Genomic DNA, 25907 nt, shown 5'->3' with positions numbered 1-25907 from the left:
GGAGACCGTCATGTCGCAGGGAATCGAAAACAAGGTCGTCGTCATAACCGGTGCCAGCAGTGGGCTGGGCGAAGCTACGGCCCGCCACCTGGCCGAGCGCGGAGCGTTGGTTGTTCTCGGCGCTCGCAGAGGTGATCGCATTGATGCACTTGCGGCAGAGCTCACCTCGAAGGGATATAGCGTAGTCGCCATCAAGACAGACGTGACGAACCGCGACCAGGTCAAGAACCTCGTTGATACCGCCGTACAAAGGTTTGGCCGGATCGACGTGATGTTGAACAATGCGGGCCTTATGCCGCTTGCTCCACTCGAACGTCTCAAGATCGATGAGTGGGACCGCATGATCGACGTTAACATCAAGGGCGTGCTTCACGGGGTCGCCGCCGCCCTCCCCCATATGAAAACCCAGAAATCCGGGCACATCATCAACGTCTCGTCGGTCTACGGTCATGTGGTGGATCCCGGTGCGACTGTCTACTGCGCCACAAAGCATGCCGTTCGAGCGCTCTCCGAGGGCCTGCGCAAGGAAGTAAAGCCGTACAACATCCGCACGACGATCATCTCTCCCGGTGCGGTGAGTACCGAGCTCCTAGAGCATATCAGCGAAAAAGATATCCAGGCGGGCACGAAAGAGTTCGTCAGCAAGATTGCTGTGGGTCCGGAAACGTTTGCACGTGCGGTGGCCTTCGCTATCAACGAGCCCGATGATGTCGATATCAACGAAATCCTGTTCCGGCCCACCGCACAGCCTGTCTGACGGGAACGGCCATGTTTTCGAGATCTTTCTTTCTTAGCCGACGACAGGTTCTGGGCGGAGCCATGGCGACCGCGGCCATGCCCTATGCTGCCATGGCGCAACAGGGACGCGATCCGAACAGTCAGGAGCCGACCGATGTCAGGATCAAGTTAACCTTCAACGATCTCGTGCTCACGGCAACGCTTTACGACAATCCGTCGGCACGCGACCTCGCCGCCATGCTTCCTCTAAGCCTCAAGATTGAGGACTACGGGAGAAACGAAAAGATTGTCCGCCTTCCCCGAAAACTCACCGAGGACGGAAGTGGGCCGTTCAGCAACGAACGGCCCGGCGATCTCTGCTACTTCAAGCCGTGGGGCAACCTCGCTTTGTTCTACGCGCACTACAAGTGGGACGGTCTCATCCGGCTTGGCCGCTTTGAAAACAGCTTCGATCCGCTCCTCGTGCGCGGCGAATATCCGGTTCTCATCGAGCGGATATGACGACAACCTCTTCCCACCCGCGAAAGGACCAGACCCGATGAATCAATTCAGTACTGCTGAATCCGTCCTTATGTGGCGACCTCGATCATTTTTTCCAATAGAAATCAATAGTATAGCCGACTTTGCGCCGCTTCCGCACCCCATTTTGTGCAGATGGGCACGTTGGCGGGCAATTGCGGTGACAGTGCTGTTCGTTGTAAACATTCCGCCCGCATGATTTTAGAGGAGACGCAGCATGGACCGATTCACGGGCGGTTGCCTGTGCGGCAACGTCCGAATTGTGGCGTCGGGACACCCATACCGGGTCGGCCTTTGTCACTGCCTCGACTGCCGCAAGCACCATGGGGCCCTTTTTCACGCTTCCGCGGTGTTCCCTCAGGATGCGGTGACGATCGATGGCGAAACACGCGACTACGCTGGGCGGTTTTTCTGTCCCCGCTGCGGCTCGTCCGTTTTCGCACGCACCGCAGACGAAATCGAAGTGAACCTAGGATCCCTGGATGCTCCTGACCAACTGATGCCAACCTACGAAAGCTGGATCGTCCGCCGCGAGTCCTGGTTGCCGCCGTTTCCGCTCACGAGACGATATGACCGCGATCGTGACGCCACGAGCCGCTTTGAGGAGTAGGTCGCACAAACGGTGCGAAGGCGCCGTTACAAGGTGACAGAGATGTATGCTACATCAGACGTCAAAATGGCGGATGTAGGGTGCGCCTGGCAAGGGATATCCGCCGACCGGCAGCGATCGGTTGTCAAAACGACGATAGCGCCGACCTTTGCCTGCCACTCTTCCTGCCTCATGCCTAACTTGAAGACGGCCCTCATCCCTTGGTGTGAATAGTTTTCGCCCTCTGTTTATGAGATATTTGCACGGACGCCGAGGTCAACCGCGAGGCGCTTGCATCTCAGCGTGAACGCTTTTCATCACGACGACGCACAAACCGATTCCAGTGATTGGTGTAAGTTTGCTTGCTTACGAGGCGCGATCATGAAGTCCTATGCGGCATTGCTCATCGGAGTCGCAATAATGACGTGCACCCCACATAGTCGGTACGTCAACTTGCCTGGATATGCCTACAAGACCGATCCAACTTGCACGCGCACCCAATCGATCTCCAAGTTCGACAGGCGCTGTGATTATCCGAGGCTTGGGTTTCCGGACTTCGTGCCGCCGATAATTGGAATCGTCGGAATTTGAGCCGAGGCGAGCGAAGTCTCCCGCCGATACCCGCGCGCGTTATTCCTTCCAGCCGATTGACGGTCCTCGAACCCGATCCGATTGGTCTGCACAAGAATTTGGCCCGGCGCGCGCCACTTCAGGATACGGCGCCAGATAAGGCGCCGTGAATCCTCCACCTAACAAAATCAATGGTCGAAAACGCTCCAGAGCCCAAGCGCGGCGGCCGGTGCCTCTTCAGCCCATGAACTCGCGCACGGCCGGGCCCCGCCGCAGGCATCAACTCCGCGCCGGCCAAAGCGGGGCGCGCGCGCCCCGGGGCTCGTCCCGTTTAAGCCACGTGACTGAAGCGGGCGACCTGCGCATCCTTCATCAGGCTGCGGAAGTTTGATCCGCTCATATGCACCAATGTCTTGTGATCACCGCCCTCGAAATAGACGTCGCTGGCGTTGCCGAGGCTTTCGTCGAGGATCACCGGCACGTCGTAGGCCGATCCGATGGGCGGCACCGCCCCAATGTCGCAATCGGCGAAAAGCGAGCTGACCTCGTCCTCGGAGGCGAGACCCAGACGCTTGTTCATCACATCCTGCAATGTGGAGAGCTCGATCCGGTGGTTGCTCGGCACGACGGCGAGGACGTACCCCATTTCGTGATGTACGACCACGGATTTGGCCAGACTGTTGCCGGGAACATGGGCCGCTTGTGCGGTCTGGCTGGTTGTCGCCGTGCGGTGATGAGCGACGGTGTCATAGGCGATACCCTCACCGTCGATATAGTCCTGAAGTTTCCTTGCGATCGTCATCGTAGGTACCTCTCATGTTGCGTGCTGACGCATAAAAGAACATTTTCCTCTCATCACCCGCGAAGTCAACGATGAATGGACCGCCGCGAACGCAAGCGGCGGCCGGTTCGACTGCCCATCGATTTGCTATCACGGGGAGATCGCCATTACGGCGACCGATCATCTCCCGGTCTGCCGGTATTATGCATCGTCAGTTGTTCGGGCTCACATCATCCGCCTCCACCGGCCTGACATTCTGGTTCATGCGGAACAGGTTTTGCGGATCGTACTGTCGCTTGATCTCGGCAAGCCGTCGGTAGTTGCCGCCATAGGCCGCCTCGACGCGGTCGGGCTCGTCTTCGGGCATGAAGTTGATATAGGCGGTTCCCGCCGAATAAGGCTTTGCCGCCTCAAACAGTTGGCGCGCCCAGCCCATGCAGGCCTGATCCATTCCGGCCTCGCGCCAGCGCGCATGAACATTCATGACGAAATGCGAATTCCGCTGCGGAAAGGCTGTCGCACTGGCGGCGACGCGGCCGGCGGCGCCCCCGAGGTGAGCGAGGAAGACCTCGCATTCCGGTCCAGGCAGCTTGCCGATCGCATCGAGCAGGACCTCGATCGCGGGGTCCGAAAGCGCGATGAAGTCGTGGCTTTTCCAGTAGTTGCGCGCGCCGGGCGTCAGCAGCGGATCGAAGGCCTGCTGCCAGCCGGCAAACGGATTGGGTCCGACGACATCGGCGATCGGCTTGCCAATCGAGCGCAAGCGCTGGGTCGCCGTCTCGCCGGCCTCAAGATCGCCACACCAGCACATGGCGAGGACCAAGATTTCCTTGCCATGCCACTCCTGCGGAAGGAACGGCAGTGGCGGCGCCTGTCGCATCACGACCCAGCAGGTCAGCTCGTCCGGCGCCGTTTCGAGCGCTTGCCGATACTGCTCAAGAACGGCCTTCGCATCGGCGATAGGATGCACCACGAGGCCGGAGAGGACCTGTGGGCCGAGTTCGTGAAGCTGAAACTCGAAGGCCGTGACGATGCCGAAATTGCCGCCCCCGCCCCGGAGCGCCCAGAACAGATCGCTGTTTTGCGTCTGGCTTGCGCGCACCAATTCGCCATTCGCCGTCACGACATCCGCGCAAATGAGATTGTCGATCGTCAGCCCGAACTTGCGCGTGATCCAGCCAAAGCCGCCGCCAAGTGTCAGCCCGGCAATGCCGGTCGTCGAGTTGATGCCGGTCGGCAGCGCCAGCCCGAAAGACTGGGTTTCCTTGTCGACGTCGGCGAGCGTCGCGCCCGGTTCGATCCAGGCACGTTTGGCGGCGACATCGACACGCACCGATCTCATCGGCGACAGGTCGATCATCAAACCGCCGTCACAGACCGCATTGCCGGCAATGTTGTGTCCGCCACCGCGCACCGAGACGAGCAGCTTGTTATCGCTTGCAAATCGCACCGCGTTGACCACGTCGGCCGCCCCGGCACACTGCACGATCAGCGCCGGCCTGCGATCAATCATCGCATTCCAGATCGTCCGCGCCTCGTCATAGGCGGCATCGCTGACGTCCAGCACCTTGCCGCGCAACCGTGCGGCAAATGCCTCGATGGCCGCGGCACCAATCCAAGTCTTTCCTGCCTGCAGATTCATGAGGCTCATATCGTTCATGATTCGCTCCTCCCATGTGAACCATGCCCCAGCCCGGGAATATTGCGCCTTTCTAATACACACTACAAGGCGCGGTTCTGCCGATGTCGGGCGGCCGACCGAGACAAGCTGCGGGCGCCGGTGCTGTTTTTGAGCCTCCCGCGACCGCCCCGCCGAACTCAGGCCGAGGCCGCTGTCCGCACAAACCCCCTGCTCGCAACCATCAGGTTCTTCGTATAGCTCTCGCTGATGCGCCCCGCGATGAGGTCGGGAGATGACAGTCGCTCGACGATTTTGCCCGATTTCATCACAGCCAGGCGCTCGCACATATGGGTGACGACGCCGAGATCGTGGCTGACCATGATGTAGGTGAGCTTCCGGTCGCGCCGGACCTGTTCCAGCAGGTTGAGGACTTCGGCCTGCACCGAGGCATCCAGCGCCGAGGTCGGCTCGTCGAGCAGCATGATCTCAGGTTCGATGATCAGCGCACGGGCAATGGCGATGCGCTGGCGCTGGCCGCCGGAGAGCTGGTGCGAATAACGGAAACGGAAGGACGAGCCGAGGCCGACTTCGTCGAGCGCGCGCAGTATACGGCGTTCGGCATCTTTTATACCGTGGATGGCGAGCGGTTCCTGCAGCAGGCGATCGATGGTCTGGCGAGGGTGCAACGAGCCGTAGGGATCCTGAAAGACCATCTGCACCCGGCGATAGAAAGCCTTGTCGCGCGCATCAAGAGTTTTGCCGTCGAGCGCAATCCTGCCGTTGGCCACCGGCGCAAGTCCGGCAATGGCACGCAGCAGCGTCGATTTTCCCGAGCCGGATTCGCCGACAAGCCCAAAGGATTCGCCTGGCGCAACGTCAATGCTGACATTGTCGAGCGCCAGGAAATCGTCGTAGGCGACAGTCATGTTCTCCGCCGCAATCGCCGCCCTCATGCTGCCCACTCCGGTTTGCGGTCAAGCACTGGAAGCGGATGCCGGTCCGTCCCGAGCGTCGGCATGCAGTTGAGAAGGCCCTGCGTATAGGGGTGCCTGGCGTGCGCCAGTTCCGAGGCCGCGATCTCCTCGACGATCCGGCCGGCATACATGACGATGACCCGGTCGCAGAAGGAGGAGACGAGCCGAAGATCATGGGAGATGAAGATCAGCCCCATGCCGCGCTCGGCAACCAGCTTGTCAAGGATGCCGAGCACGTCGAGCTGGACCGTCACGTCGAGCGCCGAGGTCGGCTCGTCGGCGATCAGCAGTTCGGGACCGGCGATCAGCATCATGGCGATCATGGCACGCTGGCCCATGCCGCCGGACACCTCGTGCGGGTGCAGGTCGAAGACGCGCGCCGCATCGCGGATCTGCACAGCCTCGAGCATGGCGATGGCGCGATCACGAGCCTCGCGTCTGCTGACATTCTCGTGCGTGCGCAGCGTCTCGACGATCTGGCGGCCGATGCTCATGACGGGGTTCAGCGAGTACTTCGGGTCCTGCAGGATCATCGCGATACGGCTGCCGCGAAGGCTGCGCCGGACTTTCGCCGGTGCGGTCAACAGGTCGGTGCCGTCAAAGTCGAGCGTCTTCGCTGAAATGCGGGCATGCGCTGGCGTAAGCCCCATGATCGCCCTGCCCGTCTGCGACTTGCCCGATCCGCTTTCGCCGACGATACCCAACCGCTCGCGGCCGAGCGTAAAGGAGACGCCGCGCACCGCCTCGATCAGGCCGGTGCGGGTGGGAAACGAAACCCTCAGATCATCGACCGTCAACATCGGGTTCATTGGCCGCTCTCCCTCGGATCGAGCGCATCGCGCAGACCGTCGCCGAGCAGGTTGAAACCGAGGCTGACAATAAGGATGGCGATGCCGGGCATGGTTGCGACCCACCACTGGTCGAGGATGAAGCGGCGGCCCGCCGCGATCATCGCGCCCCATTCCGGCAGTGGCGGTTGGGCGCCGAGGCCGAGGAAGCCCAAGCCGGCAGCCGTCAGGATGATGCCGGCCATATCGAGGGTGACGCGGACGATCAGCGACGACACGCACATCGGCATGACGTGGCGCAGCACGACACGGAAGGGCGATGCGCCCATCAGCCGGACGGCGGCGATGTAATCGGAGTTGCGCACCGTCAGAGTCTCGGCTCGGGCGATGCGGGCATAAGGCGGCCAGGAGGTGATGGCGATCGCGATGATGGCGTTCTGGATGCCCGGTCCCATGGCGGCGACGAAAGCAAGCGCCAGAACCAGCTTCGGAAACGCAAGGAAGATATCGGTGATCCGCATCAACACCGCATCGACCCAGCCGCCGGCATAACCGGAGACGGCTCCGACCAGCAGACCGATGGGGGCCGCGATGATCGCAACGAGAACAATGACGAGCAGGGTCAGTCGCGATCCGTGCAGCAGGCGGGAGAGGATGTCCCTGCCCTGATCGTCGGTGCCGAGCAGATAGCCTTCGCTCCCCGGCGGCAGCAGCCGCGCACCGGCAAGATTGCCGATAACCGGCGAATGCGGCGCCAGCGCATCGGCGAAGATCGCAACCAGAATGAGCAACAGGATGATGCCGAGCCCGGCAACCGCAAGCCTGTTGGCCGAAAACCGCCGCCAGGTCATGTAGGCACGCCCGAGGCGCGCCTGCAGGCGCGATTGCGGCCGGTCGGACATCAGCCATTCACGGCGACTCATGGGGATGGACTGGTGGATCTCGCTCATCGCGCACGCGTCCTCGGGTCAAGCGTCCGGTAGAGAAGATCGGACAGGATGTTGATGGCGATGAACACCGAACCGATGACGATCGTGCCGCCGAGCACGGCGTTCATGTCGGCGTTCTGCAGCGAATTGGTGATGTAGAGGCCAAGCCCCGGCCAGGCGAAAACCGTTTCCGTCAGCACCGAGCCCTCGAGCAGGCCAGCATAGGAGAGTGCAATCACCGTCACCAGCGGTACCGCGGCGTTCCGCAGCGCATGCGCCCAGATGATGCGGGCTTCCGAAAGTCCCTTGGCGCGGGCAGCGACGATATATTCCTGCGCCAGTTCATTCAGCATGAAGCTGCGGGTCATGCGGCTGATATAGGCAAGCGAGAAATAGCCGAGCAGGCTTGCCGGCAGGATGATGTGGCGGAAGACATCGCGGAAAACGTCCCACTGCCCCTGCCAAAGGGAATCGATGAGATAAAGCCCGGTCACCGGCGTGAAACTGTATTCGTAGACGATGTCGATGCGGCCGGGAAAGGCGACCCATTTCAGCCGGGCATAGAACAACAGCAGCGAAAGCAACGCCAGCCAGAAGATCGGCACGGAATAACCGACAAGGCCGATGACACGGACGATCTGGTCGGCGATCGAGCCGCGCTTGACGGCGGCGAGCACGCCGAGCGGGACGCCCAGCAGGCTGCCGATGATGGTGCCAAAGGTCGCCAGTTCCAGTGTCGCGGGAAAGACGCGGCGGATATCGGTCATGACGGGATTGGTCGTCAGGACCGAGGTGCCGAAATTCCCGGTCAGAGCGTCGCGGACGTAGATGAAGAACTGCTGGTACAGCGGCTTGTTGAAGCCCAGAAGTTCTCGGGTTCGCTCGACGACGTGAGCCGGCGCCCGGTCGCCGAGAATAGCGAGCACCGGATCGATCGGGATGACGCGGCCAATGAAGAAGGTCACGGCCAGCAGGCCGAGATAGGTCGTGACGAGGACGACCAGGAAACGCAACGCGTTTCCTGCCCAACCATGGGCACGGGCGCGTTTGCGCCCGGCCGGTTGTGTGGTTTCAGGAAGGGTCACCGGCGGTCTCCGGTCTATTCCTTGGAAACGTTGAAGACGTAGTTGGTATCGAAGCTCGGCCCCAGCTTGAAGCCCTTCAGATTGCCGCGATAGCCGGCAACTTCGATCTGCTGGAAGATGATGACAAAGGGGCTGTTCGCCAGCACTTTCTTCTGAAGATCCTTGTACATTTCGGCGCGCTTACCGGCATCTTTCTCAAGCAGGGCCGCCTTGCTCTGTTCCGTCCATTCCTTCGGAACGTCCCAGGAGTTGCGCCAGGCGAGCGTCTTCACCTTTCCCTCGTCGGAATTGTCCGGATTGACAGTGAAGGTCTCGGCATTCGAGTTCGGGTCGAAATAGTCCTGACCCCACTGGCCGATATAGATGTCGTGCGTGCGGGCACGGTACTTGGTCAGCGTCTGCTTGCCGTCGCCGGGAATGATTTCCATCTTGATGTTGGCCTGTGCCAGCGTCTGTTGAATGGATTCGGCAACGCCTGTGATCGGCTGCGTGTTGCGTACGTCCATGGTCACCGAGAAGCCATCGGCAAGCCCTGCCTTGGCGAGCAGTTCCTTTGCCTTGGCAACATCGAGTTTGTAGGGGTTCTCATCGAGTTCGCCGAGAACGCCCTTGGGCAGGAACGTCTGGTGGATCTCACCGATGCCCTTGATCAGGGTCGAACCGATCGCGTCATAGTTGACCAGATACTTGAAAGCTTCAGCCACCTCCGGCTTGGCGAGATTCTGGTTCTTCTGGTTGAGACTGAAATAATAAACGGTGCCCTTCGGCGCATTGGTGGTGGCGAGATCGGCATTCTTTGCCACTGCGTCGAAATCACCCGGCTCGAGATTGCGCGCCACGTCGATATCGCCGGCTTCGAGCGCGAGGCGCTGGCCGGAGCTTTCCTTCATGTGGCGGTAAATGACGCGGGCGAGCGGTGCCTTCTCGCCGTAATAATTGTCGTTGCGTTCCATCACGACCACTTCGTTGGCGCGCCACTCACGCATCTTGAAGGCGCCGGAGCCGGCATAGCCGGTCTTCAGCCATTCATTGCCGAAATCGTTGTCGTATTTGTATTCATCGGACGGCGTGACGGCCTTGACATGCTCGAGCACCAGCTTCTTGTCGACGACCGACCCGACGGTCGCGGTGAGGCAGTTCAAGACAAAGCTCGGCGCATAGGCCTTGTCGACAGTGAAGACAAAGGTGCCTTCGTCGGCCGCCTTCGCCTTTTCGGTGATGTTGTCGCCCGTCAGGCCGAACTGGGTGAGGATGAAGGCGGGGCTTTTGTCGAGCTTCACAACGCGCTCGAAGGAATAGGCAACGTCTTCGGCAGTAACGGGGTTGCCGGAGGCGAATTTCAGGCCGGGCTTGAGCTTGAACGTATAGGTCAGGCCGTCATCCGAAACCGTCCAGCTTTCGGCGAGATCACCGACGACCTTGGAGGTGTCGTTGAGGTCAAGCCGCACGAGATAGCTGTAAGTGTTGGCCGTGACTTCCGCCGTCGAGAGTTCGAAGGCTTCGCCAGGGTCCATTGTGATGATGTCGTCCATCGCCCAGCCCTCGACCAGGGTATCGGCCGGCGTCTCGGCGAAAGCGGGCGCACCCGACATGAGGATCAGCGACAGGGCCGCACCGGTCGTCAACATTCGGACATGCTTGTTCAGTGAGTGCATCATGGTTCCGTTCCCTCTTTTTTGAGCCCATGCGGGCCTTTGTTTTCGGTTCAAGCGGCTTCGTGCCAGGCTTGAGCCAAAACGCGCAGCCAGTTTTCCCGGCACAATTTCGTCAGGTCGGTATCACCATATCCGGCAGCCCTGAGGGCAACAATCAGGCTCTGATTGCCCGCCGCATCGCCGATTTCTTCCGGGATGGTCGCACCGTCGAAGTCCGATCCGAGCGCCACGCAATCGATGCCCATGCGCTCGACCATGTAGTCGATGTGCCGGACCATGTCGGAGAGCGGCGTCCTGGCATTCTCCTGGCCGTCGGGTCGCAGCATCGTCGTCGCATAGTTGAGCCCCACCAGTCCCTTGCTATCGCGGATAGCATCCAGTTGCCGGTCGGTGAGGTTGCGGGCGACCGTGGTCAGCGAATGCGCGTTGGAGTGGCTGGCGATCAGCGGCTGGTCCGTCGTTTTGGCCACATCCCAGAAACCCTTTTCGGTGATGTGGGCAAGATCGACCAGGATACCAAGGCGGTTGCATTCGCGCACGAGATCGAAACCGGCATCCGTGAGGCCGGGTCCGGTATCAGGTCCCATCGGAAAGGCGAAGGGCACGCCGTGGCCGAAGACGTTGTGGCGGCTCCAGACCGGCCCGAGCGAGCGCAATCCGGCGGCATGGAATGTTTCGAGCGCGGCAAGATCCGCTCCAATCGCCTCGCAGCCCTCCATATGTAGCACGGCGGCAAAGACGCCCTGCGCCATCGCAGTCCTGATGTCGGTGACCGAACGGCAGAGCTTCCAGGCGCCGGCGCGATCGAGCCGCAAGGCAATGGCGGTGAATTCCAGCGCGATATCGAGAGAGGGCTGCCGCTGCAGCGGTTCGGACAGCGGCGTGTTGTAATGGCCATTCGCGTCCGGCGTCTTCAGCACCAGATGATCGGACGGGATGTATATCGCCGAAAGACCGCCGGCGAGACCGCCCCGCTTGGCTCGGGGGCCGTCGATGTGGCCTTCACCCGTTCCGTTCACAAATTCATGAACCGGATCGGCGCCGTTCTTGGCATTGCTCCAAAGCCGCAGCAGCACGTCATTGTGCCCGTCGAAAACCGCCTGCATTCAAGAATTCCCGTCCTGCCTGATGTTCCAATGGGCGGACGCCCATTTTTGTCCAGTTGGTCAAGAACATGATGCTAGTGAATCGCACGGCGAATAACAATGTGGCATCGACAAAATTCAACATTCTGAAAATGCTTGTGGAATAAAGACTTACCCCACAGCAAACGGATTTCCATACGCAAGAAACAGCTAATTTTGAGATCCGAAAAACACCAGGAATTCAAAACAGGGTGTCATGCTGCTCGAAAATCTGGCATGGGCTTGCTGTTCACAAACGGGGGTTTCAACGATGACTGCTGATTTGCAGCTTCGGAATATCAAGGCGCCGCCTCGCGCGATCGCTGGCGCGCGATGACCGGGCAGCAAGAACGTCCCCGCTTTCACCTGCTCGGCGTCATCGTGCGCGCCGTGTCCACGCTCGCCATCCTAGGCTTTGCTGCCTGGGGGGCAGTCGCCCTTTTCTATCAGGCTCCCGGCGCTTCGCCCGTCAGGTTCGCAGCAGCTGCCCTCTGGGTCGTCGTCTCGCTGGCAGTGCTCGTCGCCTATCTGCGCTGGCGCTCGCGGCTTGCCGCTCTGATCTATCCGGTGATGATTGCCGCACTGCTCTTTTGGTGGGGTTCGATACCGGCCAGCAACGACCGCGACTGGGCCGACGAAGTCGGGCAGATGACTGCGGGTGTGGTCAACGGTCCGGAAGTGACGCTCGCCAATGTGCGGAAATTCGACTGGCGGACATCGACCGACTACACGGTACGTTGGGAAAACCGCACCTACGATCTCGACAAGCTAGCCTCGGTCGATCTGCTTCTCTCTTACTGGTCGAGCCCGGCGATTGCCCATACGCTGATCTCCTTCGGCTTCGAGGACGGCAATTTCGTCACCTTTTCGGTGGAAATCCGCAAGGGGAAGCATGAGAGCTTTTCGGAGATCGGCGGTTTCTTCAAGGAGTTCGAGACCAGCGTGATTGCCGCCGACGAGCGCGACATCGTCCGGGTTCGCACCAATATCCGCAAAGAGGACGTCTATCTCTACCGCGTCAATATGCGCAAACCGGCGATGCGCTCGCTGTTCATGGCCTATGTCGACGAAGCGAATGACCTGGTTGCAACGCCGCGCTTCTACAACACGATCACGGCCAACTGCACGACGATCGTCTTTGCGATGGTCAGCCGCATCGTCCCCGGACTGCCGGTTGACTACCGGCTGCTGTTCTCGGGCTATCTGCCGGCCTATATCGTCGACGTCAACGGCTTCACGCCAGGCTTCACGCTTGAGCAGTTGCGCGAAGGTGGAGCGATCAGTGCACGGGCGCAAGCCGCGGACACGGCACCGGACTTCTCCCGGCGAATCCGCGAAGGCGTGCCGGGCATCACCCCTTTGACGCAGCCGTAAAGCAGCCTAAACTAAGACGGCAGACAACAGGGAATCCCACATGAACCTCAAGGAGTTCGCAAGCCGGCTTGAGCTTTCGCAGACGACGGTGAGCCGCGCGCTCAGCGGTTATCCCGAAGTCAAGCAGGCAACCCGCGAACGTGTGCTGAAAGCAGCACTCGAATATGGCTACCGGCCGAATACCAGCGCGCTCGGCCTTGCCACCGGCCGGGTCGGCGCAATCGGCATCGTGCTGAAGGGCGGTGGCGAGTTCGGGCCGCATACGAGCGAGTTCATGGGCGGACTGGGCGGGCGGTTGCAGCAAGAGGAGATCGACATCCTGGTCTCCACCGTCGATTCACAGGAAGCGGAGCTGGCCACCTATCGGCGGCTCGCCGCCAGTAAACGCGTCGATGCCGTCATCCTGCATTCGCCCTTCCTCGACGATCCGCGTATTGCCCTTCTCACGTCTCTGCGCCTGCCCTTCCTCGTGCACGGGCGGACCAATACCGGCGGCAATTTCGGCTGGCTGGATATCGACAATTTCGGCGCGGTGCGTCAGGCAACCAGCCATCTGCTCGATCTTGGCCACCGCCGCATCGCGTTGCTCAACGGTTATCGCGGCCGGATTTTCGCCGAACACCGGCAGGAGGGCTACCAGACCGCTCTGAGCGAGCGCGGCGTCGCGATCGACCCTGCTTTGACGGGACACAGCGAATTCACCGATGAGATGGGGTTCCGGCTGATGCAGGGCTTCCTGAAGCTTGACCGGAAGCCGACGGCGGTTGTTGCCGGCTCGATGATGTCGGCGCTCGGTGCGATGCGAGCGATCCGGATCGCCGGAATGAAGGTCGGCGAGGACATTTCGCTGATCGCCCATGACGACGTCTTTCCCTATATCAGCCCCGACCACCTCGTGCCGACGCTATCGACAACGCGGTCCTCGATCCGCGCAGCCGGTGCGCGGATCGGCGAAATGGTGCTGGAGCTTCTGCAGGGAACACCGGCCGAGACGCTGCGCGAGGTCTGGCCGGTGGAACTGGTCATCCGCAACTCGACGGCCGCTGTGAAGCGGGACTGACGTCACACCGCGAGTTCACGGCGCTCCTTCTCCGTGAGCAGGGCGAGATCGAGTATCTTCTGGAGATCCGCCGCGTGCCGGAAGCCCGGCTCCTCCGTCTTGCCGGCCCTGATCGCATCGATGAAGCGCTGGTAGTTGGTGAGCACGGTTCCGGCGTCGACATCCTTCCAAAGCCCTTTTTCGATGTCTTCGCCGAGGCATACGCGAAGCGTCGATCCGTCCGGCGTGTGGATCACTTCGATAGCCCCCTTGTCGCCATGCATGCGCAGGCGCAACTCGTTGAGATGCCCGGTCGCCCAGCGGCTGGCATGAATGACGCCCATGGCGCCGTTGGCGAATTCGGCGGTCATCGTGAAGCTGTCATTGGCGTCGAGATCGTACTCGCCGATGCGGTTGCCCGGCGCTTTGTCGAAGGTTTTCAGCCGCGCAAAGACATGTTCGATGTCGCTGGCCGCGCCATAACCGGCAAAATCGAGGATATGAATGCCGACATCGCCGAGCACGCCGTTTGAGCCATGTCTGGTCGAAAGCCGCCAGAGCCACTGCGATTCCGTTGCCCAGTCGCCCCAGGCTTTCGAGACCAGCCAGCTTTGTAGATAGGAGGCCTCGATGTGGCGCACTTCGCCGATCTCGCCGGCGAGCACCATCCGGCGCGCCTTCTGGATTTCCGCGACGTTGCGATAGGTCAGGTTGACCATCGTCACCAAACCGGATTTCTCCGCTGCAGCCGCCATCTCGTCGGCCTTGGCATAGTCCTCGGCCAGCGGCTTTTCGCAAAGCACGTGCTTGCCCGCCGCCAGAAGCTTCAACGTCGTCGGATAGTGGATCTTGTCCGGCGTAACATTGGCGACTGCATCGAACTCGCCCCAGGCGATCGCCTCTTCGAGCGAGGTGAAGGTATTCGGGATGGCGTGGCTCAGGGCGAAAGCCTGCACCCGGACGAGATCGACATCGACCGCTGCCACGAGCGCAACACCCGTCATGGTCGCGAAATTCATGGCATGGGTGTTGGCCATGCCGCCGGTGCCGAGGATAAGAAGACGGATAGGCTTCATCATTTGTACCCCTGCTCACCCGCCTGATGCAGCTTCGGCCCGCGCTCGACGATCGGCTCCAGCGCCTGTTCGACCGGCACGTTCGGCGCATCGTGGATGGCGCTGTAGGTGCCTTGGGGGTTGTAAGCCCACAGCACGGAATTGCGCAGCACCTTGTGGACGTTGGCGTCATGATAGGTCGGATAAGTCTCGTGACCGGGGCGGAAATAGAAGATGTTGCCGGCGCCGCGCCGCCAGGTTAGCCCTGAGCGGAACACCTCGCCACCGGCAAACCAGGAGATGAACACGGTCTCCAGCGGCTCCGGCACGGAGAACTGCTCGCCGTACATTTCCTCGTTCTCCAGCACGAAATTCTCGTCCAGCCCCTCGGCAATCGGATGGCGTGGGTTGATTACCCAGACCCGCTCGCGCTCGCCCGCCTCGCGCCATTTGAGGGCGCAAGGGGTTCCCATCAGCCGCTTGAACGGCTTGGAAAAATGACCGGAGTGCAGCACGATCAGGCCCATGCCTTCCCAGACGCGCCGGGCGACGCGCTCGACGATCTCGTCTGCCACCGCGCCGTGGTCCTTGTGGCCCCACCAGAGCAGCACGTCGGTCTTGGCCAGCCGCTCGACGCTCAAGCCATGTTCCGGCTCCTGCAGCGTCGCTGTCGTCGCCTCGATACCGACGTCGGTGTTGAGCGCCGCGGCGATCGTATTGTGCATGCCGTTCGGGTAAATCTCCCGCACAACCGCGTTTGTCTGTTCGTGGATATTTTCACCCCACACGACTGCCTTGATGGTCATGACCAGTCCTCTTCCTCGTTCCATCGATCAGGATTTGATAAAATTGAAACCGCTTTCAATTCGAAGCGATAGAACCAGCGGAACAGTTTTGCAAGTGGAAATCCGGGTATGAGAAGGTTTGTCAGCCCGTCTCGGTTTGAAATTCCCTTCAGGCTGACGCAAAGGCCAATGGTTGCATACCGCACGTACCAACCTCGCCGGAGGGCTGGCTGTTTTCCAAGCGACCTGAACAACTTTCTACGAACGGGCATAAAATGGAACATTTCAGAGCGGCGTGCGTTTGTTTGTTTGTTCATCATCAACAATTGGGCGGGGCACCACAACTCAAGGGAGATTACCATGAGAGTTAGCAACTGTATGACCAAAGACGTTCAGATTGCCGATCCTGAGCAGACATTACGGGAAGCCGCCCTTTCAATGGGACGGCTCGATGCCGGCGTTCTGCCGGTGGGCGAGAATGACCGGCTGGTCGGCGTGATCACCGATCGCGACATCGCCATCCGCGGTGTTGCCGAGGGCAAAGGACCCGAGGCGAAGATCCGCGATGTGATGAGCACCGAGGTTAGATACTGCTTCGACGACGACGATATCGACGATGTGCTTCACACCATGAGCGCCCTCAAGGTACGGCGCCTGCCGGTGCTTAATCGTGACAAGCGGCTCGTTGGCATTATCTCGCTTGGCGACATCGCCACGCATGGCTCGATGGCTGAAACGGGCGAGGCGCTGAGCGGCATCTCACAGCCCGGCGGCGAGCATTCGCAGACGGCTCATTGACGACGACCGATCGTCGGTGGCCCCATCGAACTTACACGGAGGAACCACCGGCCTTCTGCTCGCAGACCGCGTGACTCGCGCCAAACCGCCTTTGCGCGCGAGGCGGCCGGCGGTGCTTGGCTAGTGGATGGTGGATTTGGAGAAGAGATTGAGCACGACAACCCCGGCAATGATCAGGCCGAGCCCCAGAACGGCAGCAAAATCAAGCTTCTGGCCGAAGAGAAAATAGCCCGCGACAGAGATCAGCACGATGCCGAGCCCGCTCCAGATCGCATAGGCAATGCCGACGGGAATGGCCTTCAGCGTGCAGGACAGGAAATAGAAGGCGACCGCGTAGCAGACCACCATCACCAGCGTCGGCAGCAGCCGGGTGAAATGCTGGGCGGCCTGCATCGCCGATGTGCCAAGCACCTCGAAGACGATGGCGAGCACAAGCATGGCATAGAGCATGGTCGGGTTCATCTGGCGCTCCGGCGACGGTTACTGCTGGGAAAGATTGATCAGGCGTGCCCGCATCTCTTTGCGCGTCGCCTGGTCGATATCGTGGCTCTTCAGAAGATCCGCCAGCCACAGGCCATCGGCGGCAAACCGTGCAAGCAGACATCCGGCTGAGGAATCGGTGCCGACATGTTCATCGGCGCGGTCCGCCACCCACTGCCGCCAGCGCGCCCGCAATTGCGGCTCGGACAGAAGCGCGATGGTCAGCACCTGCCAACCCTGCGCCTCGGCATCGTCCTGCAGGGCAAAGACACAGGATAGATAGGCACGGGTAAAGCGGCCATGCGCGACAGGATCGCTGCGCATTTCCTCGGCGATCGTCCGGTCGAGCTTGCCGGTCAGATCGTCGAACAGCCCATCCAGCAGTGCCATCTTGTTGGGGAAGTGGTGCAGAAGACCGCCCTTGCTGACCCCTGCCGCCTGCGACACCGCATCCAGCGTCACGCCCGCCGCACCCTGCTCGAGAGACAGGCGCGCGGCAACCTCCAGCAATTGCTGGCGAACGCGTTCGGGCTGCTTCCGGCGATGATGAGCGATAGACATGCCCCTATAAAGATACCGTCTGGACGGTTTGTCAAGGAAAAATGATGGACGCCTCCGAAGCGCGATCAATCGCCGCAACGCTCCTGTTCTCGTGAAAACCATTGGAACGGAAAAGTCCGTCGCGCTAGAAGTGGCAACAATCAAGGACGGTGTGATGACGGACGCGCAGACGGAAACACTTTACAATGCGATCGGCGGCGACAGCACGGTGCGGGCGCTGACCCATCGGTTCTACGAGCTGATGGACACGCTCCCGGAAGCGGCCCGCTGCCGCGCCGTGCATCCCGCCGATCTCTCCGGCAGCGAGGAGAAATTCTACGAATATCTGACCGGCTGGCTCGGTGGGCCGCCGCTCTATACCGACAAGCGCGGCCACCCCATGTTGCGGCGGCGCCATTTTGTCGCAGCGATCGGTCCGCAGGAGCGCGATGAGTGGCTCCTCTGCTTCACCCGGGCGCTCGAGGAAACGGTATCGCATCCGCAGTTGCGATCAATCATCCTGGAGCCGTTGACGCGGCTTGCCCACCATATGCAGAACAAGGACGAATAGAGCATGCAGAACGCCCGGTTGCGACCGGCAATCCTCTTCATTGCCGGATTGATGGGACTGTTTGGCGTCGTCGCCGCCGCGGCTGCGTCGCATGGGGCGGACCCGCGCCTGCTCGGCGGTGCCTCGGCCATGTGCCTGGCGCACGCCCCTGCCCTCGTCGCACTCTATGCAGCCTGGCCGATGATGCGGACGGCGGCGCTGGCCGCGCTCCTGCTTTCCGCTGGCACGGCTCTGTTTGCCGCCGATCTCACCGTGCGGCATTTACTCGGCCACGGCCTCTTTCCGATGTCGGCACCAACGGGCGGTGGGCTCATGATGCTCGGCTGGCTCGCTATTGCCGCCGGCGCGTTCTTCAAGCGCGCGGATACTTGATCAGGCGTTCCCCACCCGACAACCCGCGGTCAAGCGCCCTCAACGGCAGAAACCCTTCGAATTTCGGCGGCCCGAGATACATCGCGCGGTTATCGGCAGCGTTCTTGTGCGCGGCGCGAAAATTCTCCGACTTCGTCCAGGCGACAAAGGCGTCCCGGTTTTCCCAGGTCGAACTCGACACGAAAAGCGTATGGCCTTCGTCCGCAATGGTTTCGCCACGCAGGAGCCGGAATTCCTTGAAACCCGGCACTTCGGCAAGGCTGGAATCGCGGCTTTTCCAGACGTTTTCGAATGCGTCTTCGTGGCCGATAGCGATCTTGAACCTGTTCATGGCAAAATACATGCGGCGTCCTTTCAAGCTCTGCCCTTCGCAAGCGCGCCGGCAACTGCGCCCGACGGAAATGGCAGAATATTGTCCCTTCGCTCAGGTGCAACCCCGAATGCGTTCCGTGCCGGCGGACGCGACTGCCAGGCTGGAAATTCCGTGACATTCAAATTGTCTTCAAGCATCTGCGCCCGGCGTGACAGGAGTTCGTAAAGCTCCGGAACCATCCCGTCGCCGATGTGCGACGCCAGTTTGTGCAGGCCGATCATCGTGACCTGATCGGGACGATTGTTTTTCATCTTCCTCTCCTGGGGAATCGACTTGCGAAACCGGGAAAATCGACCTGGGGGCGATCAGCCGGCGTTGTTTCGGCTCGCCTTCAGATCCAGAAACGCCCGCTCCAGGCTCGACTTGCTGCCGTTGCGAAGCGGCACGAAGGCCTTGCCCCACTTCTTGCAGCCGGTCTTAACCCTGAGGCACGCATCATGGCTGATACAGTCGATCGGGCAAAACACGCAGTCGACGGAGGGAAGGATGTTGTCGATGCGGGAAACCGCCTCGCGCAACCCGCCATCGTGATGGATCAGCTCTGCTCCATGGGAACTGGCGATCTGACGCAAATGCGCCACCTGACAATCCCGGCCGCCGACATAAAGGAAGCTGCGGCCTTCAAGCTTCGATTTCTCCGCTCCGGCAGCAGCCTGGGCGTTACGCCCTTCAGCCTCGCGGCTCTGCTTCTGCTTCGGCTTGAGCTGATGCCGTTTGTCACCCATGTCAGTCCCCGCTTTGTTTCGGAATCGCCGTCCGGCTGATGGTGGGTGGACCGTATTTAACTTGATAAAAAGAGTAAAGTATAAAGGTGAGTTTTTTTGTCATATTTTTTGAGCTCGCCGCATAATCTCGGGTGCCAGACGTCTGCCGGCGCGTGGCTACCTGCCAAACTGCAGCGGGATGGTGAAAGGCCAACTACCACGGTTAGCGGCGTCCGGAATTTTCGGAAACGGCTCGGCTCCACGAATAGCATTCAACGCGGCCTCGTCGAGAACGGGTGAACCGGAACTCTTTGAGATCCTCGCACCGCTGACGCCACCGTTGGCCAATATGGTGAAACTAACTTGAACGGTACCCTGGATACCTGCGCGATCGGCTGCCTTGGGATAGCGGAAATGTCGCTGCACCTTTGACCGAACCTTACCCTTGTAGTTGCTCTCGGCCGCATTGCCGAACGCCTGGGATTTCGCGCCCTTCTTGCCCGTGCTCGAACTGGAGACAGCGTTCCTGACGCCATCCGCCTGCCCCTTGTTGAGGGTCTCTGTTTGCTTGCCCGCATCGCCCGCCTTTTTCTTGACAGGCTTCGTCTTCGGCCTTTCCTTCTCAAGTTCTTTCTTCGGTTCCGGCTTCTTTTCCGGTTTCCGCTTCACCATCTCCGGCTTCTCTTCCGGAACCACCGTTTCCGCCGGTGCGACCGTCGCCGTGATTTCGGGCTGCTCGGCCGCAACGGGCGAAATCTCCTCGGCCGGCAGGATCACATCGGCTTCGGTGGGCACGATATCGGTCTGCGTCTCCGCCGCGATCTCGGATTGGACCGGCGGGACTTCCGCCACCTCGACGGACGTTGGCTCGACCTCTTCGGGTTCGACCTCCTCCGGCTCCATCGCTTCGGCTGGATCACCCGCCTGGATCATTTCCTCGAAGGCGTTGCCGAGCACCGTCACTTCCATCGCTTCGCCGCCGGCGACCAAAGCCTGCTCCGGCGGCTTTTCGGCGGGTTCGAACAGCTTTGCAGCACCTGCGTGCGCAAGCAGCGAGAGCACGATCGCCCCGGTCCATTTTGCCGTATTGTTCATCGCAGATACCGATGCAAAAACCGTTTCAGCCCTTCAGTTCGACAGATGACTTGGAACCGGTCTTCAACACCTTCATGCATGCGTCCCTGGCAACACCGTCGCCGTCGCAGACCGGGGCGTCGTTGATCAAGAGGCTTCTCACAGCCTCGCATTTCGTTCCTGAAAGGTCGAACTGGCGGACTTTGGTCTTGCCGGCCGGCAGATCGCGGAAATCGAGAACCGCCATCCGCTCGACCAGGCCCTTTTCATCGAAGAGCACGAATTCGAAGGAGACCTTGGAGAGCGATTGGGCCAAGCCGTTGCTGGCCACGAATGTCAACTTGCAGCCTTTGTCGGACGACGCCAGATCATTGATCTCGACCGTCAGATTGCCGGACGTCCGGGCGTCTTGGGCCAGCGCGGCGGGTGCCGGATAGACAGCGGCGAACAGGGCCAAGGGCAACAGTCGATCGAATTTCATCATTGTCTATCCACTCTCACAAATGGGCATCGCGGCCGCGGTACACCGCCGGCACGTGATTGCGGCCCGGCAAATTAAACTTGACTAGAAAAATCCTGTATTGCGTCCATAATAAAAGATGAGTAATGAAGTCAAGATACTAATCGCAATGACCCGGCTTGAGAAGGGGAGCAGTCTCCGGTTTTCGGCCGCCATGATCAGGACAAGAAGCCTGTGACACCGAACCATCCAGATGCCGCGCCGGTTTCCTTACCGGCCAGCCAGACGCAGCGCATCGTTGAGAGCCGCGATCTCTTTCGCGGCGGAAACGAAATCCTGATTGCGCATGACGGCGCCGTCTACCGTATGAAAATTACCCGCCAGGGCAAACTCATCCTGAACAAATAGGCCACTCCCATGACCCAAACGACCCGTCCGACCCCGTCCGAAATTCGCGCCTACCGGGCCGCCAACCCAAAGATGCGTGAACGCGACGTCGCCGCTCAGCTGGGTATTTCAGAAGCGGCCCTCGTTGCCGCCGAATGTGGGCTAACCGCCGTTCGGATCGACGCTGACGCCAACCGTTTCCTCGAACGCGCAGCCGAGCTTGGAGAGGTCATGGCGCTGACACGCAACGAAAGCGCCGTTCACGAGAAAATCGGCGTGTTCGAGAATATCAAGTCCGGCAAGAATTCCTCGATCGTGCTCGGCGAGAACATCGACCTGCGCATTTTTCCAGGCATCTGGGCACATGGTTTTGCGGTCACGAAAACCGATGGCGACACCGTGCGCCGAAGCTTGCAGTTCTTCGACAATCAGGGAACCGCCGTTCACAAGGTGCATCTGCGCACAGCCTCCAATCTCGATGCCTATCGCAGCATCATGGAAGCCTTCAGGCTGGAAGACCAATCGCAGGAATTCGCTCCCCAAGCCGCTGTCGGGAGCATCGCCAATGGCGAAAACGCAGCCGTTGACGTTGGCGCGCTGCGCGACGAGTGGAGCAGGATGACCGACACCCATCAGTTCCATGGCCTCCTGCGCAAGCTGAAGCTCGGCCGCCGGCAGGCGCTGCAATCGGTCGGCGAGGATTTTGCCTGGAAACTGCAGCCGGAAGCCGTGGAAGAGATGATGCGCGGCGCCGCCAAGGTCGAGCTGCCGATCATGTGCTTCGTCGGCAATCACGGCATTATCCAGATCCACTCCGGACCACTCGCCAACATCCAGACGATGGGGCCTTGGCTTAACGTCATGGACCCGACCTTCCACCTTCACCTGCGCAGGGACCATCTCGCCGAAATCTGGGCCGTTCGCAAGCCGACGGCCGACGGCCACGTCACCTCGCTGGAAGCGTTCGACGCCAAGGGCGAAATGGTCATCCAGTTCTTCGGCAAGCGCAAGGAAGGCTTTGCCGAGCGTCCGGAATGGCGCGCGCTCATGGAAAACCTCGCCCGGCTCGATATCACCGCGGCAGCCTGAAGGAGCTCATCATGAACCCTCCCTATGATTTTCGGCGGCTGCGGTCCTGGGAACTGGCTCTGGCTCTTTTTGCCGTTTCCGCACCATTCGTGCTGCCGATCGCTTCGCCGCCCTCCTTCCTGCGCACAGCTGTCGCGCAGGACATGCAGAAAGCCGACACTTCCCGCCTGGTCTCCGTCGGCGGCGCCATTACCGAGATCGTGTATGCGCTCGGCGAAGAGAGCAAGCTCGTCGGGCGCGACTCGACCAGCGTCTATCCCGATGCGGCAACGAAGCTGCCTAACGTCGGCTACATGCGGCAACTGGCGCCGGAAGGCGTAATCGCCACCAATCCGACCGCCGTCATTGCCGTGGAGGGGAGCGGCCCGCCGGAGGCACTGAACGTTCTCAACGAGGCGAAAATCCCGTTCCAGACGGTTTCGGAGACATTCGATCGCGACGGCATCCTTGCAAAGATGAAGACCGTTGGCGACTTCCTCGGCGTGCCGGACAAGGCGGCAGCACTGTCTGAGAAGGTTCGGGCCGACCTTGACGCCGCAGTCGCGGACGCTGCCAAGCGTCCGGAGAGCGAGCGCAAGCGCGTGATCTTCATCCTGAGCGCCCAGGGCGGAAAGATCATGGCGTCGGGCACCGGCACGGCGGCAGACGGCATTATTGCGCTCGCCGGTGCCGTCAACGCGGCGGGAAGCTTCCCGGGCTACAAACCGCTGACCGACGAAGCGATCATCGAAGCCAAGCCCGATGTCGTCCTGATGATGACGCGCAGCGGCGGCCATGCTGCGACCGACGACGAACTCTTTGCCCATCCCGCGCTCAGCCTGACACCCGCGGCCAAGACCCGGGCGGTGATCCGCATGGACGGCCTGCATCTGCTCGGTTTTGGCCCGCGCACCGCAGGCGCAGTGCGCGAGTTGAATGCAGCGATCTACGGAAAACCGAATGCATCACAGTGAAATGGCAGCAGGTGACGACCAGTCGCGGTCGCCTGCGGCCCGTCTGAAATCCGAATGGCTGCTGGGCGACCGGTCGCGGCTGGCGCAACTGATGATCCTCGCGCTTATCGCGTTGGCGGCAGCGATGTTTGCCGCCTCCATCATGACAGGTGCCGCCGACGCTTCGCTCGGCAACGTGCTGCGCTGGCTGTTCGACGTCGACGGTGCGGAACCGGCGCTGACCGCCCGCGACCGGATCATCATTCTCGACATCCGCCTGCCGCGTGCTGTCATGGGCCTTCTCGTCGGCGCCTCCCTCGCGGTCTCCGGCGCGATCATGCAGGGGCTTTTCCGCAACCCGCTGGCCGACCCGGCGCTCGTCGGCGTCTCCTCCGGCGCGAGCCTTGGCGCCGTGCTGATGATCGTGCTCGGTAGTTCCGTTTTCGGCGCGCTGTTTGACGTTTTCGGCTTCTATGCCCTGCCGGTCGCCGCATTTCTTGGCGGCCTCTTCACGACGCTCTTGCTTTACCGGATCGCGACAGGCAGCGGCCAGACGTCGGTAGCGACCATGCTGCTTGCCGGCATTGCGCTCGCGGCGCTTGCCAATGCTGTCACCGGCATTCTCATCTTCATCGCCGACGACAAGCAGTTACGCGACCTGACGTTCTGGGGCCTGGGGTCGCTCGCCGGCGCCAACTGGACGAAAATCTTCTCCGCCGGACCGATCATCCTCGTTTCGCTTGCCGTCGTACCTTTCCTGGCGCGCGGCCTCAACGCCTTGACGCTCGGCGAAGCGGCCGCCTTCCATATGGGCATCCCGGTTCAGCGGCTGAAGAACATCGCCATTGTCAGCGTCGCGGCCTCGACCGGCGCCTCGGTCGCCGTCAGCGGGGGCATCGGTTTCGTCGGCATCGTCGTGCCGCATGTGCTGAGGCTGATCATCGGGCCGGATCATCGTTATCTGTTGCCCGCGTCGGCGCTGCTCGGCGGCACCCTCCTGATCTTCGCCGACATGATTGCACGGACCATCGTGCCGCCGGCGGAACTGCCGATCGGCATCATCACGGCTTTTGCCGGCGCGCCGTTCTTCCTGTGGATCCTGCTGCGCGGGCGCTCCCACCTGGGGCTTTGAGGACAGATCATGATCAAGGCCAGCAATCTCTCCGTCCGCCTTTCCGGAAAACAGGTGTTGCACGGCGTCAATATCGAGGCAGAGGCTGGTCAGTTGACGGCCATCGTCGGTCCGAACGGCTCCGGCAAGACCACCTGCCTCAAGGCGATTGCCGGCGAACTCTCCTATGACGGCACCGTCAGTATCAACGGTCACGACATTGCGACGCTGAAGCCATGGGAACTCGCCTTGAAACGCGCCGTTCTGCCGCAATCGACGGTGATCTCCTTCCCTTTTACGGTACGCGAAATCGCTCGCATGGGGTTGTCCGTTGGCGCAAAGGCCGGTGTGGATGAAACCGACCGGATCACCAGGGAGGCACTTGACGCCGTCGACCTGTCGGGTTTCGCCGGTCGTTTCTACCAGGAGCTTTCCGGCGGCGAACAGCAGCGCGTCCAGCTTGCCCGCGCCCTCTGCCAGATTTGGGACCCTGTTCAGCATGGAGAACCCGCGTTTCTGCTCCTCGACGAGCCGGTCTCCAGCCTCGACATTCGTCACCAGCTGACCATCATGCGGCTTGCCCGGGAATTCTGCGCGCGCGGCGGCGGCGTCATCGCCATCATGCACGACCTCAATCTCACCGCCATGTTCGCCGACCGGATGATCATGATGAAGAGCGGCCGCGTTCGTGCGGCCGGGCGCACGAACGCGGTGATGACCGACACCATCATGGAAGCGGTTTTCGGCTGCGCCATGCGGGTCAACGCCACGCCGGCGGGCAGCGTCCCGTTCGTCCTGCCTCACACGGCCGTTGGCTAGCATCCGCCGTTGCGGTGGAACCAAACATCTCCCTGTGCGTTGAGGTCGCGAACCGCTGGCACGGTGATGATTTCACATGTCGGTACGACAGCACGCCGGGTTTGCAGTGAACCGCACTCCCGCCGCAGATAGGAGTTCCCCATCATGGCAACAGGTCTCTTTTCCGGTTCCAGCGCAAAGAAGCGCTTCGTCGATGCGCCGATCGAAGATCAGATCAATGAGCTGCGCGATGAAATCGCATCACTTGCGAAACTCCTATCGCAGCGCGGCGCGGAAGCCTCGAAGGACGTTCGCACAAAAGCCCATGATGCACGCGAGCACGCTGAAGCCAGCCTGCACGATCTGATCGAAAATGGCGAGCAACTGTTCGCAGAACTGCGCAGTCGCTACGCGCTCACCGAGAGGCAGGTCCGCCACACCGTACGCGCACACCCCTTCGCGACCCTCGGCGCTGCGGCTGCCCTTGGTCTATTGATCGCAGCTCTTATCCGCCGCTAGCCCAAACCCGACCCGGCAGCGGTCCCATCGGCCGGTGCCCGTCATACTCGAAGCTGGCAAGCGGCAACTTTGC

31 protein-coding genes are annotated in these 25907 nt (G+C 61.1%); 14 read left to right on the top strand and 17 right to left on the bottom strand.

Translation table 11 applies throughout. The features are described from left to right. The first annotated feature begins 10 nt into the window (after positions 1-10). From ACSQ2W_RS13130 to ACSQ2W_RS13120, 3 genes are all read left to right on the top strand, one after another. The gene (locus ACSQ2W_RS13130; RefSeq protein WP_436086633.1) at positions 11-757 is read left to right on the top strand and encodes an SDR family oxidoreductase; all 747 of its coding nucleotides are present in this window, start codon (positions 11-13) and stop codon (positions 755-757) included. An 11-nt stretch (positions 758-768) separates the two neighbouring features. Further along, positions 769-1239 carry a cyclophilin-like fold protein gene (locus ACSQ2W_RS13125; protein WP_436086632.1) on the top strand — a complete coding sequence of 157 codons (471 nt, stop codon included), beginning with the start codon at positions 769-771 and terminating at the stop codon, positions 1237-1239. Positions 1240-1474: 235 nt separating this feature from the next. Continuing rightward, positions 1475-1867, top strand: coding sequence for a GFA family protein (locus tag ACSQ2W_RS13120; protein ID WP_436086631.1), 393 nt, complete (start codon positions 1475-1477; stop codon positions 1865-1867). 880 nt (positions 1868-2747) lie between these two features. Here the strand turns inward: ACSQ2W_RS13120 and ACSQ2W_RS13115 are convergent. The 8 genes from ACSQ2W_RS13115 to ACSQ2W_RS13080 form a co-directional block, all read right to left on the bottom strand. Further along, positions 2748-3218 (bottom strand): aminoacyl-tRNA deacylase, encoded by a 471-nt coding sequence (locus tag ACSQ2W_RS13115; RefSeq protein WP_436086630.1) that lies wholly within the window; start codon positions 3216-3218, stop codon positions 2748-2750. 190 nt (positions 3219-3408) lie between these two features. Continuing rightward, complete coding sequence (locus ACSQ2W_RS13110; RefSeq protein WP_436086629.1) at positions 3409-4857, bottom strand: FAD-binding oxidoreductase; 1449 nt, start codon at positions 4855-4857, stop codon at positions 3409-3411. Between the two features lie 158 nt (positions 4858-5015). Then, positions 5016-5771 carry an ABC transporter ATP-binding protein gene (locus tag ACSQ2W_RS13105; RefSeq protein WP_436086628.1) on the bottom strand — a complete coding sequence of 252 codons (756 nt, stop codon included), beginning with the start codon at positions 5769-5771 and terminating at the stop codon, positions 5016-5018. Beyond that, positions 5768-6601, bottom strand: coding sequence for an ABC transporter ATP-binding protein (locus ACSQ2W_RS13100; RefSeq protein WP_436086627.1), 834 nt, complete (start codon positions 6599-6601; stop codon positions 5768-5770). The genes ACSQ2W_RS13105 and ACSQ2W_RS13100 overlap by 4 nt, the downstream gene beginning before the upstream one ends. Further along, positions 6598-7530 (bottom strand): ABC transporter permease, encoded by a 933-nt coding sequence (locus ACSQ2W_RS13095; protein ID WP_436086626.1) that lies wholly within the window; start codon positions 7528-7530, stop codon positions 6598-6600. The genes ACSQ2W_RS13100 and ACSQ2W_RS13095 overlap by 4 nt, the downstream gene beginning before the upstream one ends. Further along, complete coding sequence (locus ACSQ2W_RS13090) at positions 7527-8594, bottom strand: ABC transporter permease (protein ID WP_436086625.1); 1068 nt, start codon at positions 8592-8594, stop codon at positions 7527-7529. The genes ACSQ2W_RS13095 and ACSQ2W_RS13090 overlap by 4 nt, the downstream gene beginning before the upstream one ends. A gap of 14 nt (positions 8595-8608) precedes the next feature. Then, entirely contained in the window at positions 8609-10252 is a 1644-nt protein-coding gene (locus ACSQ2W_RS13085) for an ABC transporter substrate-binding protein (RefSeq protein WP_436086624.1), read from the bottom strand. Between the two features lie 47 nt (positions 10253-10299). Beyond that, complete coding sequence (locus ACSQ2W_RS13080; RefSeq protein WP_436086623.1) at positions 10300-11355, bottom strand: dipeptidase; 1056 nt, start codon at positions 11353-11355, stop codon at positions 10300-10302. A gap of 351 nt (positions 11356-11706) precedes the next feature. Here ACSQ2W_RS13080 and ACSQ2W_RS13075 point away from each other — a divergent pair, with 351 nt between their 5' ends. Together ACSQ2W_RS13075 and ACSQ2W_RS13070 are read left to right on the top strand one after the other, a co-directional pair. Further along, on the top strand, positions 11707-12747 hold the full coding sequence (locus ACSQ2W_RS13075; RefSeq protein ID WP_436086622.1) for an Lnb N-terminal periplasmic domain-containing protein: 1041 nt from the start codon (positions 11707-11709) through the stop codon (positions 12745-12747). A gap of 40 nt (positions 12748-12787) precedes the next feature. Next, the gene (locus tag ACSQ2W_RS13070; RefSeq protein WP_436086621.1) at positions 12788-13807 is read left to right on the top strand and encodes a substrate-binding domain-containing protein; all 1020 of its coding nucleotides are present in this window, start codon (positions 12788-12790) and stop codon (positions 13805-13807) included. A gap of 2 nt (positions 13808-13809) precedes the next feature. Here the strand turns inward: ACSQ2W_RS13070 and ACSQ2W_RS13065 are convergent, their stop codons facing one another. Then, the gene (locus ACSQ2W_RS13065) at positions 13810-14853 is read right to left on the bottom strand and encodes a Gfo/Idh/MocA family protein (protein WP_436087776.1); all 1044 of its coding nucleotides are present in this window, start codon (positions 14851-14853) and stop codon (positions 13810-13812) included. 8 nt (positions 14854-14861) lie between these two features. Then, the gene (locus tag ACSQ2W_RS13060; protein WP_436086620.1) at positions 14862-15647 is read right to left on the bottom strand and encodes a ThuA domain-containing protein; all 786 of its coding nucleotides are present in this window, start codon (positions 15645-15647) and stop codon (positions 14862-14864) included. A gap of 339 nt (positions 15648-15986) precedes the next feature. Here ACSQ2W_RS13060 and ACSQ2W_RS13055 point away from each other — a divergent pair, with 339 nt between their 5' ends. Next, positions 15987-16424: a CBS domain-containing protein gene (locus tag ACSQ2W_RS13055; protein ID WP_436086619.1), complete on the top strand. Its 438-nt coding sequence runs from the start codon at positions 15987-15989 to the stop codon at positions 16422-16424. A gap of 120 nt (positions 16425-16544) precedes the next feature. Here ACSQ2W_RS13055 and ACSQ2W_RS13050 read toward each other — a convergent pair whose 3' ends face one another. Then, on the bottom strand, positions 16545-16886 hold the full coding sequence (locus tag ACSQ2W_RS13050) for a DMT family transporter (protein ID WP_436086618.1): 342 nt from the start codon (positions 16884-16886) through the stop codon (positions 16545-16547). Positions 16887-16904: 18 nt separating this feature from the next. Next, the gene (locus tag ACSQ2W_RS13045) at positions 16905-17465 is read right to left on the bottom strand and encodes a TetR/AcrR family transcriptional regulator (protein WP_436086617.1); all 561 of its coding nucleotides are present in this window, start codon (positions 17463-17465) and stop codon (positions 16905-16907) included. A gap of 154 nt (positions 17466-17619) precedes the next feature. On the opposite strand from ACSQ2W_RS13045, the gene ACSQ2W_RS13040 reads away from it, so the two are divergent. Next, positions 17620-18015: a group II truncated hemoglobin gene (locus ACSQ2W_RS13040; RefSeq protein ID WP_436086616.1), complete on the top strand. Its 396-nt coding sequence runs from the start codon at positions 17620-17622 to the stop codon at positions 18013-18015. Positions 18016-18018: 3 nt separating this feature from the next. Beyond that, complete coding sequence (locus tag ACSQ2W_RS13035) at positions 18019-18387, top strand: DUF423 domain-containing protein (RefSeq protein ID WP_436086615.1); 369 nt, start codon at positions 18019-18021, stop codon at positions 18385-18387. On the opposite strand, the gene ACSQ2W_RS13030 is transcribed toward ACSQ2W_RS13035, so the two are convergent. The 5 genes from ACSQ2W_RS13030 to ACSQ2W_RS13010 form a co-directional block, all read right to left on the bottom strand. After that, positions 18368-18730 (bottom strand): antibiotic biosynthesis monooxygenase family protein, encoded by a 363-nt coding sequence (locus tag ACSQ2W_RS13030; RefSeq protein ID WP_436086614.1) that lies wholly within the window; start codon positions 18728-18730, stop codon positions 18368-18370. The two genes, ACSQ2W_RS13035 and ACSQ2W_RS13030, sit on opposite strands and share 20 nt — an antisense overlap. An 11-nt stretch (positions 18731-18741) precedes the next feature. Further along, complete coding sequence (locus tag ACSQ2W_RS13025; protein ID WP_436086613.1) at positions 18742-19011, bottom strand: hypothetical protein; 270 nt, start codon at positions 19009-19011, stop codon at positions 18742-18744. Between the two features lie 54 nt (positions 19012-19065). Further along, positions 19066-19485, bottom strand: a complete 420-nt coding sequence (locus ACSQ2W_RS13020) for a DUF2325 domain-containing protein (protein WP_436086612.1) — start codon at positions 19483-19485, stop codon at positions 19066-19068. Between the two features lie 156 nt (positions 19486-19641). After that, positions 19642-20559, bottom strand: a complete 918-nt coding sequence (locus tag ACSQ2W_RS13015; RefSeq protein ID WP_436086611.1) for a TonB family protein — start codon at positions 20557-20559, stop codon at positions 19642-19644. A 25-nt stretch (positions 20560-20584) separates the two neighbouring features. After that, positions 20585-21019 (bottom strand): hypothetical protein, encoded by a 435-nt coding sequence (locus ACSQ2W_RS13010; RefSeq protein ID WP_436087775.1) that lies wholly within the window; start codon positions 21017-21019, stop codon positions 20585-20587. 213 nt (positions 21020-21232) lie between these two features. Between ACSQ2W_RS13010 and hemP the strand changes: the two genes are divergently transcribed. From hemP to ACSQ2W_RS12980, 6 genes are all read left to right on the top strand, one after another. Further along, positions 21233-21406, top strand: a complete 174-nt coding sequence (gene hemP, locus ACSQ2W_RS13005; protein ID WP_436086610.1) for a hemin uptake protein HemP — start codon at positions 21233-21235, stop codon at positions 21404-21406. A 9-nt stretch (positions 21407-21415) separates the two neighbouring features. Further along, complete coding sequence (locus tag ACSQ2W_RS13000) at positions 21416-22474, top strand: hemin-degrading factor (protein WP_436086609.1); 1059 nt, start codon at positions 21416-21418, stop codon at positions 22472-22474. A gap of 11 nt (positions 22475-22485) precedes the next feature. Next, on the top strand, positions 22486-23427 hold the full coding sequence (locus ACSQ2W_RS12995; protein ID WP_436086608.1) for a heme/hemin ABC transporter substrate-binding protein: 942 nt from the start codon (positions 22486-22488) through the stop codon (positions 23425-23427). Next, positions 23414-24538 (top strand): FecCD family ABC transporter permease, encoded by a 1125-nt coding sequence (locus ACSQ2W_RS12990; RefSeq protein ID WP_436086607.1) that lies wholly within the window; start codon positions 23414-23416, stop codon positions 24536-24538. Before ACSQ2W_RS12995 ends, ACSQ2W_RS12990 begins: the two co-directional genes overlap by 14 nt. A gap of 9 nt (positions 24539-24547) precedes the next feature. After that, on the top strand, positions 24548-25336 hold the full coding sequence (locus ACSQ2W_RS12985; protein WP_436086606.1) for a heme ABC transporter ATP-binding protein: 789 nt from the start codon (positions 24548-24550) through the stop codon (positions 25334-25336). A gap of 144 nt (positions 25337-25480) precedes the next feature. Next, entirely contained in the window at positions 25481-25834 is a 354-nt protein-coding gene (locus tag ACSQ2W_RS12980) for a glycine zipper domain-containing protein (protein WP_436086605.1), read from the top strand. Positions 25835-25907 lie beyond the last annotated feature (73 nt).

Source organism: Pararhizobium sp. LjRoot255 (assembly GCF_964252905.1).
Taxonomy (GTDB): Bacteria; Pseudomonadota; Alphaproteobacteria; order Rhizobiales; family Rhizobiaceae; genus Pararhizobium.
Note: the sequence above shows the minus strand (reverse complement) of the source record. Positions and strands in the feature narration are given on the sequence as shown.